The organism is Terrabacter sp. P2_E3 (assembly GCF_056403915.1).
Window position 1 is genome coordinate 172434 of record NZ_JBFUEN010000002.1, and the last position, 15070, is coordinate 187503.

The 15070-nt window shown below is 71.4% G+C and carries 14 protein-coding genes and 1 tRNA gene; 9 read left to right on the top strand and 6 right to left on the bottom strand.

Features of this window, described 5'->3' with window-relative positions:
• Positions 1–63 precede the first annotated feature (63 nt).
• The 3 genes from AC1DW8_RS02595 to AC1DW8_RS02605 all read right to left on the bottom strand — a co-directional run bounded on the left by AC1DW8_RS02595 (position 64) and on the right by AC1DW8_RS02605 (position 3085).
• A complete protein-coding gene (locus AC1DW8_RS02595; RefSeq protein WP_056771186.1) occupies positions 64–1092 on the bottom strand; it encodes an adenosine deaminase in 1029 nt (342 codons plus the stop codon).
• A 92-nt stretch (positions 1093–1184) separates the two neighbouring features.
• Complete coding sequence (locus AC1DW8_RS02600) at positions 1185–1706, bottom strand: DUF5709 domain-containing protein (protein ID WP_056771184.1); 522 nt, start codon at positions 1704–1706, stop codon at positions 1185–1187.
• Positions 1703–3085: an aspartate aminotransferase type Ic gene (locus tag AC1DW8_RS02605; RefSeq protein ID WP_478091652.1), complete on the bottom strand. Its 1383-nt coding sequence runs from the start codon at positions 3083–3085 to the stop codon at positions 1703–1705. The genes AC1DW8_RS02600 and AC1DW8_RS02605 overlap by 4 nt, the downstream gene beginning before the upstream one ends.
• A 258-nt stretch (positions 3086–3343) precedes the next feature.
• Here AC1DW8_RS02605 and AC1DW8_RS02610 point away from each other — a divergent pair.
• The 7 genes from AC1DW8_RS02610 to AC1DW8_RS02640 all read left to right on the top strand — a co-directional run bounded on the left by AC1DW8_RS02610 (position 3344) and on the right by AC1DW8_RS02640 (position 9740).
• Positions 3344–3416 (top strand) — tRNA-Trp (locus AC1DW8_RS02610).
• A gap of 116 nt (positions 3417–3532) precedes the next feature.
• Positions 3533–3802, top strand: a complete 270-nt coding sequence (gene secE / locus AC1DW8_RS02615; RefSeq protein WP_056771177.1) for a preprotein translocase subunit SecE — start codon at positions 3533–3535, stop codon at positions 3800–3802.
• Between the two features lie 79 nt (positions 3803–3881).
• Positions 3882–4760, top strand: coding sequence for a transcription termination/antitermination protein NusG (nusG, locus tag AC1DW8_RS02620; protein ID WP_478091656.1), 879 nt, complete (start codon positions 3882–3884; stop codon positions 4758–4760).
• Between the two features lie 97 nt (positions 4761–4857).
• Positions 4858–5292, top strand: a complete 435-nt coding sequence (gene rplK / locus AC1DW8_RS02625) for a 50S ribosomal protein L11 (protein WP_056771171.1) — start codon at positions 4858–4860, stop codon at positions 5290–5292.
• Positions 5293–5441: 149 nt separating this feature from the next.
• A complete protein-coding gene (rplA, locus tag AC1DW8_RS02630) occupies positions 5442–6158 on the top strand; it encodes a 50S ribosomal protein L1 (protein ID WP_056771168.1) in 717 nt (238 codons plus the stop codon).
• Between the two features lie 227 nt (positions 6159–6385).
• Complete coding sequence (gene ggt, locus AC1DW8_RS02635; RefSeq protein WP_478091660.1) at positions 6386–8269, top strand: gamma-glutamyltransferase; 1884 nt, start codon at positions 6386–6388, stop codon at positions 8267–8269.
• 214 nt (positions 8270–8483) lie between these two features.
• Positions 8484–9740 carry a choice-of-anchor P family protein gene (locus tag AC1DW8_RS02640; protein WP_478091662.1) on the top strand — a complete coding sequence of 419 codons (1257 nt, stop codon included), beginning with the start codon at positions 8484–8486 and terminating at the stop codon, positions 9738–9740.
• 93 nt (positions 9741–9833) lie between these two features.
• Here AC1DW8_RS02640 and AC1DW8_RS02645 read toward each other — a convergent pair whose 3' ends face one another.
• The gene (locus tag AC1DW8_RS02645) at positions 9834–10775 is read right to left on the bottom strand and encodes a DUF3152 domain-containing protein (RefSeq protein ID WP_478091664.1); all 942 of its coding nucleotides are present in this window, start codon (positions 10773–10775) and stop codon (positions 9834–9836) included.
• 319 nt (positions 10776–11094) lie between these two features.
• Between AC1DW8_RS02645 and rplJ the strand changes: the two genes are divergently transcribed.
• A complete protein-coding gene (gene rplJ / locus AC1DW8_RS02650) occupies positions 11095–11682 on the top strand; it encodes a 50S ribosomal protein L10 (protein WP_056771162.1) in 588 nt (195 codons plus the stop codon).
• Positions 11683–11751: 69 nt separating this feature from the next.
• On the top strand, positions 11752–12138 hold the full coding sequence (gene rplL / locus AC1DW8_RS02655; protein WP_056771157.1) for a 50S ribosomal protein L7/L12: 387 nt from the start codon (positions 11752–11754) through the stop codon (positions 12136–12138).
• Between the two features lie 308 nt (positions 12139–12446).
• Here the strand turns inward: rplL and AC1DW8_RS02660 are convergent, their stop codons facing one another.
• Complete coding sequence (locus AC1DW8_RS02660) at positions 12447–13574, bottom strand: pyridoxal-phosphate-dependent aminotransferase family protein (RefSeq protein ID WP_478091667.1); 1128 nt, start codon at positions 13572–13574, stop codon at positions 12447–12449.
• A complete protein-coding gene (locus AC1DW8_RS02665) occupies positions 13574–14956 on the bottom strand; it encodes an FAD-binding oxidoreductase (protein WP_478091794.1) in 1383 nt (460 codons plus the stop codon). The genes AC1DW8_RS02660 and AC1DW8_RS02665 overlap by 1 nt, the downstream gene beginning before the upstream one ends.
• Between the last annotated feature and the right edge of the window lie 114 nt (positions 14957–15070).

Below are 15070 nucleotides of genomic sequence, written 5' to 3' on the forward strand. Positions count from 1 at the left end.
GCCGGCTCCGTGGGGAGCGGCCCGTTATGACCGGTTACGACCCGGTCCTGCGTGTGGTCGGTGTCACGCCGGCCCGGCGAGCCAGGCGTCCACGTCGGCGAGCGCGGCTTTGCGCAGGCGGTCGGGCATCCGGCTGCCCTCGAGGGAGCCGCGGGCGAGCGCGGCGAGGCCGTCGTCGTCGAAGCCGAGCTCTCGGGCCGCGGCGTACTGCGCGGCCAGGCGGGACCCGAAGAGGAGCGGGTCGTCCGCGCCGAGCGCCACGGGGATGCCGGCCTCGACGATCCGGCGCAACGGGACGTCGCTCGCGTCGGCGTAGACCCCGAGGGCGACGTTGCTGCCCGGGCACACCTCCAGCGTCACGCCGGCCTCGGCGACGGCGTCGAGCACCTGTGGGTCCTCGACGCTGCGCACGCCGTGCCCGATGCGGTCCGGGTCGAGGTGCTCGAGCGTCTCCATGACGGACTGGGCGCCGAGGAGCTCGCCGCCGTGCGGCACGAGAGCCAGACCAGCCCGCCGTGCGATGGCGAAGGCCGGCGCGAAGTCGGCGACGGCCCCGCGTCGCTCGTCGTTGGACAGGCCGAAGCCGACGACGTCGCCGGCCTCCTCGCCCGCGTGGTGGGCGGCGAGGCGAGCGAGCGTGCGGGCCTCGAGGGGGTGGCGCATGCGGCTCGCCGCGACGACGACGCCGACCCCGATGTCCCCCGCGGCCGACACGGCCCGTGCCTCGTCGAGCACGATCTCGAGCGCCGGCGTGATCCCGCCGACGAAGGGGGCGTACGACGTCGGGTCGACCTGGATCTCGAGCCAGCGTGACCCCTCGGCCGCGTCGTCGGCCGCGGCCTCGCGCACGATCCGGCGCATGTCGTCCTCCCCGCGCACACAGGACCGGGCGGCGTCGTAGAGGCGCTGGAAGCGGAACCAGCCGCGCTCGTCGGTGGCTCGGGCGAGTCGGGGCGGCCAGCCCGTCACGAGGGCGTCGGGCAGGCGGATGCCGTGCCGGGCGGCGAGGTCTCGCACCGTGTCGATGCGCATCGAGCCCGTGAAGTGCAGGTGCAGGTGCGCCTTGGGCAGGTCCTGCACCGCACGCGTCATGCGGGTCAGTGTGTCATCCGGTCCCGGGCGGCGCGGAGAGGCCACGGCGCGGCTGGTGCCGGGCCGTGGCCTCTCTGCGGGTCGGGCAGGACTCAGTCCTCGTCGGGCTCGTCAGCGATCTCGTCGACGATGTGCATCGCGGCCTCCTCGGCCGACGCGCCGGCCCCGTCGACGCCGACGTCGCTGGCCCAGGCCTGTTTCTCGTCGTCGTCGTGCGCGCCCTCGTCGTCGGCCACGAGGCGACCGGCGCGGGCGTCGCCCACCTCGTGGTCTCCGAGCCAGTCGTCCTCGGCGTCGATGGCGTCGGGGTCGTCGCCACCGACGCGGTCGCCGTCGAGGCCGCTCTCGTTGTCGGGCGCGCCGTAGGCGGAGTCGGGGTCCGGCACCTCCTGGCGGATGCGCTCGTCGATGGTCTCGTCGACGGACTCCTCGTAGGCGGTCGTGCCGTGGGCGGTGACGCCCTGCGGCCGGTCGTTGGGCGAGTAGCCGCGGTCGAGCACGTCCTCGAGGTCACCGTCGTCGAGGGTGTCCTCGGGCTGGAGCTGGTCCTCGTCGTCGACGCTGTAGGTCGTCAGCTCGTCGTCGATGGTCTCGTTGGGATCCTGGTCGCTCATCGCGAGGCTCCTTCGGTGGCGGTGTGCGAGGGGCTCGTGGCGTCCCCGGCCGACGGCGTCTCGCCGTCGCCCTCTGCCCCTACCCCCGCGGCGCGGTCCTGCGTCAGCTTCTCGGCGGCGGCGAGGGCGACGCACGTCGCGACGCCGGCCATGGCCGTGCGCACCTCGTCGAGCACGGGGAAGGTCGGGGCGAGGCGGATGTTGCGGTCGCGCGGGTCGTGGCCCAGCGGGAAGGACGCGCCCGCCGGCGTCAGCGCGATGCCGGCCTCCTTGGCGAGCGCGACGACCCGCGACGCGGTCCCGTCGAGCACGTCGAGGTTGACGAAGTAGCCCCCGGTCGGGTGGCTCCACTCGGCGATCTCGAGCCCCGCGAGGCCGCTCGTCAGAGCCTCGTCGACCGCCGCGAACTTCGGCGCGATGATCTCGCGATGCTTGCGCATGTGCGCACGCACGCCGTCGGCGTCGTGGAAGAACTCGACGTGACGCAGGTGGTTGACCTTGTCGGGACCGATGGAGCCCATCGCGAGGTGTCCGAGGTACCACCTCACGGTGGCCGCGCTCGCGGCGAGGACGGCGACTCCGGCGCCCGCGAAGGTGATCTTCGAGGTCGACGCGAACATGATCGGCCGGTTCGGGTGCCCGGAGGCGGCGGCGAGGCTGAGGATGTCGGCGCTCTTGGCCTCGTCCTCGGTGAGGTGGTGGAACGCGTACGCGTTGTCCCAGAAGATCGTGAAGTCGGGCGCCGCGGTCGGCATGGCCGCGAGGCGGGCGGCGATCTCCTGCGAGACGACGGCCCCGGACGGGTTGGCGTAGGTCGGGACGATCCAGATGCCCTTGACGCTCGGGTCGTCCTTGACGAGCGCCTCGACGGCGGCGATGTCCGGGCCGTCCGCGTGCATGTCGACGGTGACCATCTCGATGCCGAACGACGCGAGCATCGAGAAGTGCCGGTCGTAGCCGGGGACGGGGCAGACGAAGCGGACCTTCTCCTCCTGCGACCAGGGCCGCGGCGAGTCGACGCCGCCGAAGAGGAGGAAGTCGACGATCGTGCTGTACATCATCGTCAGGCTCGAGTTGCCCCCGGCGACGACCTGGCTCGGCTCGACCCAGAGCAGGTCGGCGAAGAGCTCGCGCAGCTCGGCGAGGCCCTCGAGTCCGCCGTAGTTGCGCACGTCGACCCCGGCCCGGTCCTTCGTCGCGGTCGGCAGGCGCAGGAGGTCGTCGGAGAGGTCGAGCTGCGCGGCGGACGGCTTGCCCCGCGTCAGGTCGAGCCTGAGGCCGCGGGACTGCAGGGCCGCGTAGGCTTCACGCTGCTCGGCGAGGAAGCCGGCCAGGTCGTCGTCGGACAGGGACGCGAGGGAGGTGCGCGGGTTCGTCACCTCTCGATCCTGCCACTGCGGCGCCCGGGTCGGGCGGCCGAGTCCGTATGCCGGGTCGCGCGGTTCCCGCCGCGGGCGCGGCAGGTGCCCGGAGGCCGTCCGAAGGGTCACCTGCGGGTGACGGGGGAGGGCCCGCGGAGGGGGTTTCGGGTCGGTTCGCGTTGGGGCGCATCCGTCCCGTATGATCGTCCCTCGGACGGCTTCGCTGGCCATGCTGACGCATGCCGTCCCGCCGTGGACACCCAACGTCCCCGGCGAAGGGCAATAGCTCAATTGGTAGAGCACTGGTCTCCAAAACCAGCGGTTGGGGGTTCGAGTCCCTCTTGCCCTGCGCATCCCAGTGATGTGGTCGTCGTGCAAGGCGGCACGCGGCTTCTGCCCTGACGTGGGACTCCACGGTCGGGGTGTGGCGCCCGCGGGCCGACACCCAGGCAGAAAGAAGGAATCGTGACGGAGACGAGCGCCAAGCGCGGGTCCGGCCGTGCCGACAAGGCTCGCGGCGGCAACCCCGTGTCGCGCCTCTTTGGCGCGATCAGCCTCTTCGTGCGCCAGATCCTCGACGAGCTGCGCAAGGTCGTGCGGCCGACGGGTCCTGAGCTCGTGCGCTACACGACCGTCGTGGTCGTGTTCGTCGTGATCATGATGGCGCTCGTGTCAGCGCTCGACTTCGGTCTGAGCCGGCTGGTCTCCTGGGTCTTCACCGGCTCGGCCACCTGAGGCACGAGCCCCGGCCCCCTCACGGGATGTCACTGCCGGCCGTCACGGCCGGTCCACGAGCAAGGAAGCAGGTCAGAGCGTGTCCGAGCAGTTCGCCCACGAGGGCGCCCCGAACGGCGAGAGCACCGAGAGCGACGTCGTCGACCCCGCGGTCGAGACCGACGACCTCTCGGCCTCCGACGTCGAGTCGGGTGCTGAGGACGACGCCACCGACTCCGACCTCGACACCGTCGCCGCGGAGACCGATGTCGAGACCGACGACGGGTCCGACGACGACGTCGACGCCGCCGTTGACTCCGAAACCTCCGAGACCTCCGATGACGACGAGCCGGTGGCCCAGGGCAGCGGCGACCCCGTCGCCGACTTCAAGGCCGACCTGCGCACGCGCTTCGGTGACTGGTACGTCATCCACTCCTACGCCGGCTACGAGAACCGCGTGAAGGCCAACCTCGAGACGCGCATCCAGACCCTCAACATGGAGGACTTCATCTTCGAGATCGAGGTCCCCATGGAGGAGGTCACCGAGATCAAGAACGGCCAGAAGAAGCAGGTCCGTCGCGTCCGGATGCCCGGCTACGTCCTCGTCCGCATGGACCTCACCGACGAGAGCTGGGGCGCCGTGCGCCACACGCCCGGCGTCACCGGGTTCGTCGGCAACGCCCACCAGCCGGTGCCGCTGTCGATCGACGAGGTCTTCACGATGCTCGCCCCGAACTTCGAGGCCGCTGCGGCCGCCGACGGCTCCGGCGCGTCGTCGGGCTCGAGCGCCGGCAAGGACGTGCGGGTCGTCGACTTCGAGGTCGGCGAGTCCGTCACCGTCATGGAGGGCCCGTTCGAGACCCTTCCCGCGACGATCTCCGAGATCAACCCCGACACCCAGAAGCTCAAGGTGCTCGTCTCCATCTTCGGCCGGGAGACTCCGGTCGAGCTCTCCTTCGCCCAGGTCGCCAAGATCTGATCGAGGGTCGTACGACCTCGTGCGGCTGACCGCACGAGGACATGCAACCGGGTCATCGCCCAAGGCGTCGGCCCAGCAACGCAGAAGGTAGGCAACCATGCCCCCCAAGAGCAAGAAGGTCTCCGGCTTCATCAAGCTGCAGATCCAGGCCGGTCAGGCCACCCCCGCACCGCCCGTCGGCCCCGCCCTCGGTCAGCACGGCGTCAACATCATGGAGTTCGTCAAGGCGTACAACGCCGCGACGGAGTCCCAGCGCGGCAACGTCATCCCGGTCGAGATCACGGTCTACGAGGACCGCTCGTTCACCTTCGTGACGAAGACCCCGCCGGCCGCCGAGCTCATCAAGAAGGCCGCCGGCGTCGCCAAGGGCTCGGGCGAGCCGCACAAGACCAAGGTCGCCAAGCTCTCGCGCGACCAGGTCCTCGAGATCGCCCGTCAGAAGATGGAAGACCTCAACGCCCACGACGAGGAGATGGCGGCGCGCATCATCGCCGGCACCGCCCGCTCGATGGGCATCGACACCGAGCTCTGACGAGCCCGGGTCACCAGACCTCGGGACGCCCGCCCTCCGCGTGAGGGCGGGCACCCCCCGAACCGGGCCACACGGCATACGGCCGTGAGGCCCCGTGGGAGACCAGCGCACGGTCGCACCACGACTCCACGAAGAAAGCAGGAGCAGTCATGAAGCGCAGCAAGAACTACCGCGCAGCCGCCGAGCTCGTCACGCCCGGCAAGGTCTACGCCCCGCTCGAGGCCGTCCGCGTCGCCAAGCAGACCGCCAAGGCCAAGTACGACGAGACCGTCGAGGTCGCCATGCGCCTCGGCGTCGACCCCCGCAAGGCCGACCAGGCCGTGCGCGGCACGGTCAACCTGCCGCACGGCACGGGCAAGACCGCCCGCGTCCTCGTCTTCGCCAACGGCGACAAGGCCGAGGCCGCCCGTGAGGCCGGCGCCGACCACGTCGGCTCCGACGACCTGCTCGAGAAGGTCCAGGGCGGCTGGCTCGACTTCGACGCCGTCGTCGCCACGCCTGACCTCATGGGCAAGGTCGGTCGTCTCGGCAAGGTCCTCGGCCCGCGTGGTCTCATGCCGAACCCGAAGACCGGCACCGTGACGATGGACGTCGCCAAGGCCGTCGCCGACATCAAGGGCGGCAAGATCGAGTTCCGCGTCGACAAGCACGCGAACCTCCACTTCATCATCGGCAAGGCCTCCTTCGACGAGACGAAGCTCGTCGAGAACTACGCCGCTGCCCTCGAGGAGATCCTGCGTCTGAAGCCGGCCAGCTCCAAGGGCCGCTACATCGAGAAGGCCACCGTCTCCACGACGATGGGCCCGGGCATCCCGCTCGACTTCTCCAAGACGCGCAACCTCCTCGCCGAGGAGGACCAGGCCTGACGGCCTGACCCACGCAGCGCAGAGCCCGTCACCCCTCTGGGGGTGACGGGCTCTCGTGCGTCTCCGACCGTCCTGGCTGGGGGCGCTCCCGGTGTTGACGCCACTCGCTCACCCTCGAGTGAGCGCCCCGTCCCAGTCGAGTGGCCTCGTGGTCACACCTGTCCCAGACCTCGGATCGGCGGGGTTCTCGGGGCGATCTGCGGCGTTTGCGCGGGTACGGTCGAAAGATGAGTCGTCACAGCGTATGCACCACGACACGTTCCCGATGGGTCCTCGGCGCTCTCGTCGTCGGGCTCCCTCTCTCCCTGTTGCCGGCCACGGCCGGCGCGCAGCCGGCGGTCGCGCCCGCCGCCGCAGCGGCTGACCGCGGCTGGCACGGCCAGCCCACCCCGCTGCCGAAGGTCCCCGTCATGACGGGCTCCGGGGGTGCCGTCAGCTCGGTCGACCGCGACGCCTCGCAGGTCGGCATCGACGTCCTGGCCCGCGGGGGCAACGCAGCTGACGCCGCGGTCGCGACCGCAGCGGCGCTCGGCGTCACGGAGCCCTACAGCGCCGGCATCGGCGGCGGTGGCTTCCTCGTCTACTACGACGCGCGCAGCAGGAAGGTCTCGACCATCGACGGCCGCGAGACGGCTCCGGCGACGTTCACCGACAAGACCTTCACCGACGCGGCCACGGGCAAGGCGATGGACTTCAACACCGTGGTGAACTCGGGGCTGTCGATCGGCGTGCCCGGCACGCCCGCCCTGTGGGCCAAGGCGTTGCGCGACCACGGCACGCTGTCGCTCAACGCGGCGCTCAAGCCGGCCGAGCGCCTCGCCGCCACGGGCTTCGTCGTCGACCAGACGTTCGCCGACCAGACGGCAGCCAACGCCGCGCGCTTCTCCGTGTTCCCCGAGACGGCGAAGGTCTTCCTGCGGGGCGGCCAGGCTCCGGCCGTGGGCTCCGTCTTCACCAACCCCGACATGGCCAGGGCGTATCGGACGCTGCGCACCCAGGGCACCGAGGCGCTGTATGCCGGGGCGCTCGGACGGGCGATCGTCGCCGAGTCCCGGGCGCCGCACACCAAGGCGGGTTCCTCGGTCATGGGCGGCCAGATGACGACGGCCGACCTGCGCGCCTACCGCGCCCTGACCAAGGCCCCGATCCACTCGCAGTACAAGGGCTACGACGTCTACGGCATGCCGGTCCCGAGCTCGGGTGGCATCGCGGTGGCCGAGATCCTCAACCTCGTCCAGGCCTACGAGGACCGCACGGGCGTCTCGACGTCCGACCTGTCGGACGTCGACTACCTGCACCGGTTCTCGGAGGCGTCGGCGACGGCCTTCGCCGACCGCAACCGCTGGGTGGGTGACGTCCCGGACGTTCCGGTCAAGGAGCTGACCGATCCTGCCTTCGCCGCAGAGCGCGCCTGCCTCTTCGACCCGATGAAGGCCCAGGCTCGTCCGATCCCGTTCGGCTCGCCCGACGGCGCCTACACCTCCTGCGCGCCCGGCACGGTCGCGCAGAGCGAGCCCTACGAGGGGCAGTCGACGACGCACCTGACGGCCACCGACCGTTGGGGCAACGTCGCGTCCTACACCCTGACCATCGAGCAGACCGGTGGCTCCGGCATCACGGTCCCCGGGTACGGGTTCCTGCTCAACAACGAGCTCACCGACTTCAACTTCACGCCGCTGACCCCGGGCGTCCCGGACCCGAACCTGCCCGGCCCCGGCAAGCGTCCGCGGTCGTCGATGAGCCCGACGATCCTGCTCGACGACGGCAAGCCCTTCCTCGCGGTGGGTTCGCCGGGCGGTGCCACGATCATCACGTCGGTGTCGCAGACGATCCTCGGCTACCTCGACCGCGACCTGTCGCTCGTCGACGCGATCGCGTCGCCGCGCCTCAGCTCGCGCAACGGCTCGAGCGAGGGCGCCGAGCCGACGATCCTCAGCGGTCCGACCGGTGCGGCGCTGACGGCGATGGGCCACAAGCTGGCATCGGCAGGCACGCCCAACGAGATCGGTGCCGTGACGGCGATCCGCAGCCTGCGCGGGGGCCTGTTCGAGGCCGCCGCGGAGACGACGCGCCGCGGTGGTGGCTCGGCCATGGTGGTGCACCCGCGCTGACCTGGAGCGCACCCACCCGGAGAGGCCGGTCCCGACGAGGGGCCGGCCTCTCCGGCGTCCGCTCCGGGGGTGCTTGAAATCGCAATAGCTCCAATACCACACCAACCTTGCGATTGACGCATCCAGCCCATAACACGCCGACAGGTCGGGTCGTTGACATGGGTACATCGGTCAGGGGATCGATGAGCAGGGCATCGATGACAGGAGCACGACCATGAACAGGAAACTCACGGCGATCCTCGCAGCAGCGGCCATCTCCACGATGGCCGCGCCCCTCGGTGCCGCACCGGCATCCGCAGCAGCACCGGCGACCGGAGTCTCGGCCCTCGCCTACGGCACCTACGTCGTGGTCGGGGGCCTCGTGCGTTCCGGGCCCACGGCCCTCGCCTCGATCGGCTGCACGACTGCCTTCGGCCACACGGCCACGGGATCCACGGCGGCAGTCACCGTCCCGGCGGCCGGGTCGGTGGGGTCGACGCGCACCTCGGCCGCGACCTCGACGACGACGACCTACAAGATCAGCCGTGCCACGGCGACCACCGGGGCGGTCGACCTCCTCGGCGGGCTCGTCCGAGCCGATGCCGTCACCGGTGCCAGCACGGCGACGTTGAGCACGACAGGCGTCTACAGCGGCGGCAACCGCGCCGAGCTGCTCGGCCTCAAGATCGGCGGGCGTGCCCTCAATGCGAACCCGGCTCCGAACTCGGCGATCACGCTGCGGACCTCGGCCGGGACCGCGCTCGCCACGGTCTACCTCAACACGCAGACCAAGGCGTTCTCCGGCAACGACTGGCGAGTCAGCACGACGGCCCTGCGGGTCGTCATCACCGCACAGAACTCCCTCGGCCTGCCGGTCGGGTCACGCATCGACGTCGGGGTCGCCAACACTTCCTTGTCGCGACCAGTGGTCGGGCTCGTCTCCGGTATGGGCTACGCCACGTCGGCCAACCTCGCCGACGGCGCCGTGTCCTCGAGCCGGACCGCTCTCGCGTACCCCCCGTGCACCGGAGGCTCGGGACGCGCGACGGTGGCCACGGCAGGGGTGCCGGGGGTGGTGTCCACCGGCACGACGACGACAGACGTGCTCTCCACCATCACGGCCACGTCGCGTCGCAGCCAGGTCAAGAGCACCATCGGTGCGCCTCGCGTGCTGAACGGCCTCATCAGCGCCGACACGATCGTCGCCGAGACCTCGGCGGTCCAATCGAGCGTGGGCGCCACCCCGGTGACCACCGACGCCTCGCGGTTCGTCGGGCTGCGCATCACCGGTCTGCCGTCCATCACCTCGACGGTCAAGCCCAACACGGTCATCACCGTGCCGGGGCTCGGCCGGGTCGCCCTGCACAAGGTGACCCGCACCGCGAAGTCGGTCGAGGTCGTCATGATCGAGGTCGTCACCGACCGCGTGCTGGGCTCGCTGCCGACGGGCTCCGTCGTCCGGGTCGGCTACTCCGCGAGCTCGCTGCTCTGAGAAGGCACCCATCGTGACGAGGCCGCGGTCGGCATCACCGGCCGCGGCCCGTCACCAGGGAGAGTGGGCGTATGCCGGCCGCGACGTGGGAGGTCAGGCCGGCTTCGGGGTCGGCCAGGGCCACGCCGTGCAGCCCTTGAGGCCGTAGGTCTGCTGCATCATGACCGGGGCCACCCTGCCCGGGCCGCCGCAGTAGGCGTGCGCGTGACCGATGCCGTGGCCGACCTCGTGGTTGACGAGGTAGGTGCGGTAGCCGGCGATGTCGCTGCCGTAGGCCTCCGCGCCGAGGACCCACCGGCGCAGGTTGAGCACCACCCGCCCGGAGTTGTGGCAGCTGACCTGGCCCCGGGTCTGCAGCGGCGCGCAGAGCCGGTCGGTCGTGTCGGGGCTCGCGAGCGTGATGCGCAGGTCGATGGTCGCGCCGCCCTTGGCGGCCGCGGCGGGGGAGACGTTGACGAAGCGGACGCCGTCCTTCGCCTGCCAGCCTCGCGGATCGGTCAGCACGCTCCCCACCGTCGTGGCCAGGTCCGCGGCCTTGATGTCGAGACCACCTTCGAGCTCCACGGTGTAGCGCACCGTGCGGCCGCTCGTGGGGACCGGGCGCAGGGCGGCCGCGGGCATGGCCACGACCGTGAACCTGCCGGACCCCGCCTGGATGACCGCGCCCTTGGCGTCCATGCCGTCGTCCTTGCCGTCGTTCTTCCCGGCGGCCGTCGCGTCGTCCGACGTCGTCGAGCCCGTGGTGCCTGCCGCACCGGTCGAGGGGGAACCGTCGACCTGCGAGTCGGTCGCGGCCTCGGGCACTCGCTCGACCTGGTCGATCGAGACCGCGGGTGCCGTCCCGGCCGTCATTGAGACCCGCGCGGCGCGTGAGACCGCACCCTCGGGGACCGGCTCGCCGGCGCCGGCTGACGTCATGACCCAGAGGTCGGCGGCCACGCACAGCACGACGGCCAGACCCGCCCACGTCCGGCGGCGGCGGATCGCCTGCCGCTCTGACGGGGTCGGGCGGCGGACTGCGCTGCCACTCGCCATGGGGGTCACGCTAGGTCACGTACCCGGTGTGGTGGGGGATCGTGCGTCGGACCCGCCGACAGGCCCCGGGCTCGATTTGGTCCGCAGCGGTCCAGCCCGTACTGTGGTCCACGACCAATGACCGCCGGTTGGAGGGCGTGGGCAACCACGATCTCCCGAAGGTTCCGCACGATGCGGGCAGCCAGCGCAGGACACTCAGCCTCACGGCATACCTCGAGTATGTCGCTGCGAGCCCCGAGCGCCCTGCGCCGGGGCTCTTTTCGTGCAGGCCCTCCGGGCCCCTTCGACAGGCGGCACCACGCAAGGGAAGGAGGCCCAGATGGCGAACTCCGAGAAGACGGCTGCCATTGCCGAGATCGCGGACAAGTTCCGTGAGTCCGGTGCGGCCGTTCTCACCGAGTACCGCGGTCTGACCGTGGCCCAGCTCTCGCAGCTGCGCACCTCGATCCGGGAACACGCCACCTACGCCGTGGTCAAGAACACGCTCACGGAGCGCGCCGCCAAGGAGGCCGGTATCACGGCCTTCGACGGTCACCTCCAGGGCCCGTCGGCCATCGCCTTCATCACCGGTGACCCGGTCGAGGCGGCCAAGGGTCTGCGTGACTTCGCCAAGGCACACCCCCTCCTCGTGATCAAGGCTGGCGTCCTCGACGGCAAGACCTTGTCCCCCGAGGAGATCACGAAGCTCGCGGACCTCGAGTCCCGCGAGGTTCTCCTGGCCAAGCTTGCGGGCGCCATGAAGGGCTCCCTCAACAAGGCCGCCTACCTCTTCGTCGCTCCTCTGTCGCAGACGGCCCGCGTGGTCGACGCCCTGCGCCAGAAGGTCGAGGCGCAGGGTCCCGCCACGGAGGCCGCTCCGGCCGCCGAGGCAACCACCGACGTCGCCGAGGGTGGCGACGAGAGCTGATTGCGCTCCTGCGCACCAGCTCGATTCAACAACACGCCACTCACGGCAATATCTAGGAAGGAAGCCACCATGGCGAAGCTCAGCACCGACGAGCTCCTTGACGCTTTCAAGGAGATGACCCTCATCGAGCTCTCCGAGTTCGTGAAGCAGTTCGAGGAGACCTTCGAGGTCACCGCTGCTGCCCCCGTTGCCGCGGTTGCCGCCGCTGCCGGTGGCGGCGCTGCCGCCGTCGAGGAGGAGGAGAAGGACTCGTTCGACGTCGTTCTCACCGCCGCGGGCGAGAAGAAGATCCAGGTCATCAAGGAGGTCCGCGCGCTCACGAGCCTCGGCCTCAAGGAGGCCAAGGACCTCGTTGACGGCGCCCCCAAGCCCGTCCTCGAGGGTGTCGACAAGGCTGCGGCCGAGAAGGCCAAGGAGCAGCTCGAGGGCGCCGGCGCGTCCGTCGAGCTCAAGTGATCTGACCCGGCTCTGCCGGGATCACTGCTCTACCGCGAAGGCGGGTCCGACCATCTGGTCGGGCCCGCCTTTCGCTTGTTCTGGGTGCGGTCCCGGCTGGGTGGGCGCGACGCGCGGCGGCGCTCGCGGCGTGGAGCGTCGGCGGGCGTATGCCGGCACGCTCGCTCCCAGCGTCAGCGCCCGCCGCCGATGCCGCGACCACCGCCACGCCCCGCGCCCTTGTGCACGCTCGCTCCCAGCGTCAGCGCCCGCCGCCGATGCCGCGACCACCGCCACGCCCCGCGCCCCTCGAACCGGGGGAGGCTGCGTCAGGTGGCGTGGGCCAGGGCGTCCCTCAGGGCGGCGAGGACGAGGGCGACGCGGTCGGGGCGCGCGTTGTGGCCCATCAGGCCGATGCGCCAGACGGTGGAAGCGAACTCGCCCACGCCGGCGCCGATCTCGAGGTTGTGGCGCTCGAGGAGGTAGGCGCGGACGGCGGCGGAGTCGACCCCGTCGGGTACGCGGACCGTCGTCAGCTCGGGCAGGCGAGAGCCCTCGGCGGCGAAGAGGGCGAGGCCCATCTCCTCGAAGCCGTCCTGGAGGAGGCGGCCGGCCTCGGCGTGGCGGTCCCAGACCTTCTCGAGGCCCTCGTCGGCGATGCGCTGGAGGCCTGCATGGAGGCTCGCGACCATCGCGGTCGGCGCCGTGTGGTGGTAGGTGCGCTTGCCCGAGCCGGAGGCCTCACCGACGTAGCCGCCGAGCAGGCCGAGGTCGAGGTACCAGGACGACGGCTTCTCGACGCGGCGCTCGAAGGCGCGGTCGCTGATGGTGAAGGGAGCGAGGCCGGGCGCGACGCCGAGGCACTTCTGGGTGCCGGCGTAGCCGATGTCGATGCCCCAGTCGTCGGCGCGCAGCTCGATCCCGCCGATGCTGGTGACCGCGTCGACGAGCAGCAGGGCGTCGCCCTTGACCGCGCCGAGGGCGGCGATGTCGGAGCGGACCCCGGTGGACGTCTCGGCATGGACTGCGGCGATGATCTTCGGCGACGGGTGGGCCGCGGCGACCCGCTCCGCGTCGACGGGTGTGCCCCACTCGTGGTCGACGCGGACGACCTCGGCGCCGTGGCGGCCCGCGACGTCGACCATGCGCTCCCCGAAGAGCCCGTTGACGGCCACGACGACGACGTCGCCGGGGGAGACGGTGTTGACGAAGGCGGCCTCCATGCCCGCTGACCCGGTGGCCGAGAGCGGGAGGGTGCGGCGGTTGTCGGTGCCCCAGGCGTACCGGAGCAGGTCGCACGTCTCGTCCATGATCGCGAGGAAGTCCGGGTCGAGGTGTCCGAGCAGAGGTGCTGCGAGGGCGAGGGTCGCCTCGGGGTAGGGGTTGCACGGACCGGGACCGAAGAGGTGCCGGTCGGCGATCGAGCGGCGGGTCGTGACGGGCGGGGTCGTGGTCATCAGAATCCTGCTCCGGGGTTGAGGATGCCCTGCGGGTCGAGGGCGTTCTTGATGCGGTGGGTGAGGGCCATGACGTCGGCCCCGAGCTGCTCGGGCAGGGCCGCGCGCTTGAGCCGGCCGACGCCGTGCTCGCCGGTGATGGTGCCGCCGAGCCCGATCGCGAGGCTCATGACCTCCGAGAAGGCCTGTGCCGCACGGGAACCGGCGTCCATGTCGCCCGGCGGATAGACGATGACGGGGTGCGTGTTGCCGTCTCCGGCGTGGGCCACGACGGGGATCTCGAGGTCGTGTCGGCGCGAGATGTCGGCGATGCCGGTCAGCAGGTCGGGGAGGCGCGGCACCGGCACGCCGACGTCCTCGAGCATGATCGCGCCTCGCCGCTCGATGGCGACGATGGCGGCTCTACGGGCCGCGACGAACATCTCGCCCTCTGCGGCATCCGTCGTCGTGAAGCACTCGCGCGCGCCGCCATCCCGGCACAGCCGCTCCATCACGGCGATCTCCTCGCCGCGGGCCGCACCGGGGGCGTCGGACTGCGCGAGCAGCATGGCACCGGCCTCGCGGTCGAGCCCCATGCTGCGGTGGTCCTCGACGGCGTTGACCGACGCCCGGTCCATGAGCTCCATCATCGACGCGCGGAGGGTGTTGCCGATGGCGACGACCACCCGCGCGGCGTCCTCGACGGTGTCGAAGGTGGCCACGAGGGTGGCGGGCGGCGCCTGCGCGGGGACGAGCCGCAGCGTCGCCCGGGTCACCACGCCCAGAGTCCCTTCGCTGCCGACGAAGAGCTTGACGAGCGAGAGGCCTGCGGTGTCCTTGACGCGCTGGCCGCCGAGGTGCACGAGCGTCCCGTCCGCGAGGACGACGTCGAGGCCGAGCACGTAGTCGGTCGTCACGCCGTACTTGACGCAGCACAGGCCGCCCGCGTTCGTCGCGACGTTGCCGCCGATCGAGCAGATCTCGAAGGACGACGGGTCGGGCGGGTACCAGAGCCCGTGCTCGGCGGCCGCCTGCTTGACCTCGACGTTGAGGGCTCCGGCCTCGACGACCGCCGTGCGCGTGGTCGGGTCGATCTCGACGGCCCGCATCCGCTCGAGACTCAGCACGATGCAGCCGTCGACGGCGTTCGAGCCCCCTGAGAGCCCGCTGCCGGCACCGCGGGGCACGACGGGGACCTCGTGCTCCCCGGCCCAGCGCACGGTGGCCTGCACGTCGGCCGCGCTCGACGCGCGGACCACGGCGAGCGGCACACCGGCTCCGGCGTCAGCCGTGTAGTCGAAGCGGTAGGCCGCCACGCTGTCGGGGTCGGTCAGCAACGCGCCGGGCGTCAGGGACTCGGCGAGCCCCTCGAGGGCGCGCAGGTCCGGAGCGTCCTTGCTCACTGTCGTCACCGGTCCACCGTAACCACGACCGCTCGTCCGGCGCGTCCCGGGCGAGGAGATGGCGTATGCCGTCCCGCCGGCTCGCGCGTCAGCGACCCTGTCGCGCGGGCTCGT

Coding starts and splice junctions, on each gene's coding strand:
- rplJ (WP_056771162.1), top strand. CDS start 11,095: ATGGCGAACTCCGAGAAGACGGCTGCCATTGCCGAGATCGCGGACAAG.
- AC1DW8_RS02640 (WP_478091662.1), top strand. CDS start 8,484: ATGAACAGGAAACTCACGGCGATCCTCGCAGCAGCGGCCATCTCCACG.
- rplA (WP_056771168.1), top strand. CDS start 5,442: ATGAAGCGCAGCAAGAACTACCGCGCAGCCGCCGAGCTCGTCACGCCC.
- AC1DW8_RS02660 (WP_478091667.1), bottom strand. CDS start 13,574: ATGACCACGACCCCGCCCGTCACGACCCGCCGCTCGATCGCCGACCGG.
- AC1DW8_RS02645 (WP_478091664.1), bottom strand. CDS start 10,775: ATGGCGAGTGGCAGCGCAGTCCGCCGCCCGACCCCGTCAGAGCGGCAG.
- AC1DW8_RS02600 (WP_056771184.1), bottom strand. CDS start 1,706: ATGAGCGACCAGGATCCCAACGAGACCATCGACGACGAGCTGACGACC.
- AC1DW8_RS02595 (WP_056771186.1), bottom strand. CDS start 1,092: ATGACGCGTGCGGTGCAGGACCTGCCCAAGGCGCACCTGCACCTGCAC.
- ggt (WP_478091660.1), top strand. CDS start 6,386: ATGAGTCGTCACAGCGTATGCACCACGACACGTTCCCGATGGGTCCTC.
- rplL (WP_056771157.1), top strand. CDS start 11,752: ATGGCGAAGCTCAGCACCGACGAGCTCCTTGACGCTTTCAAGGAGATG.
- rplK (WP_056771171.1), top strand. CDS start 4,858: ATGCCCCCCAAGAGCAAGAAGGTCTCCGGCTTCATCAAGCTGCAGATC.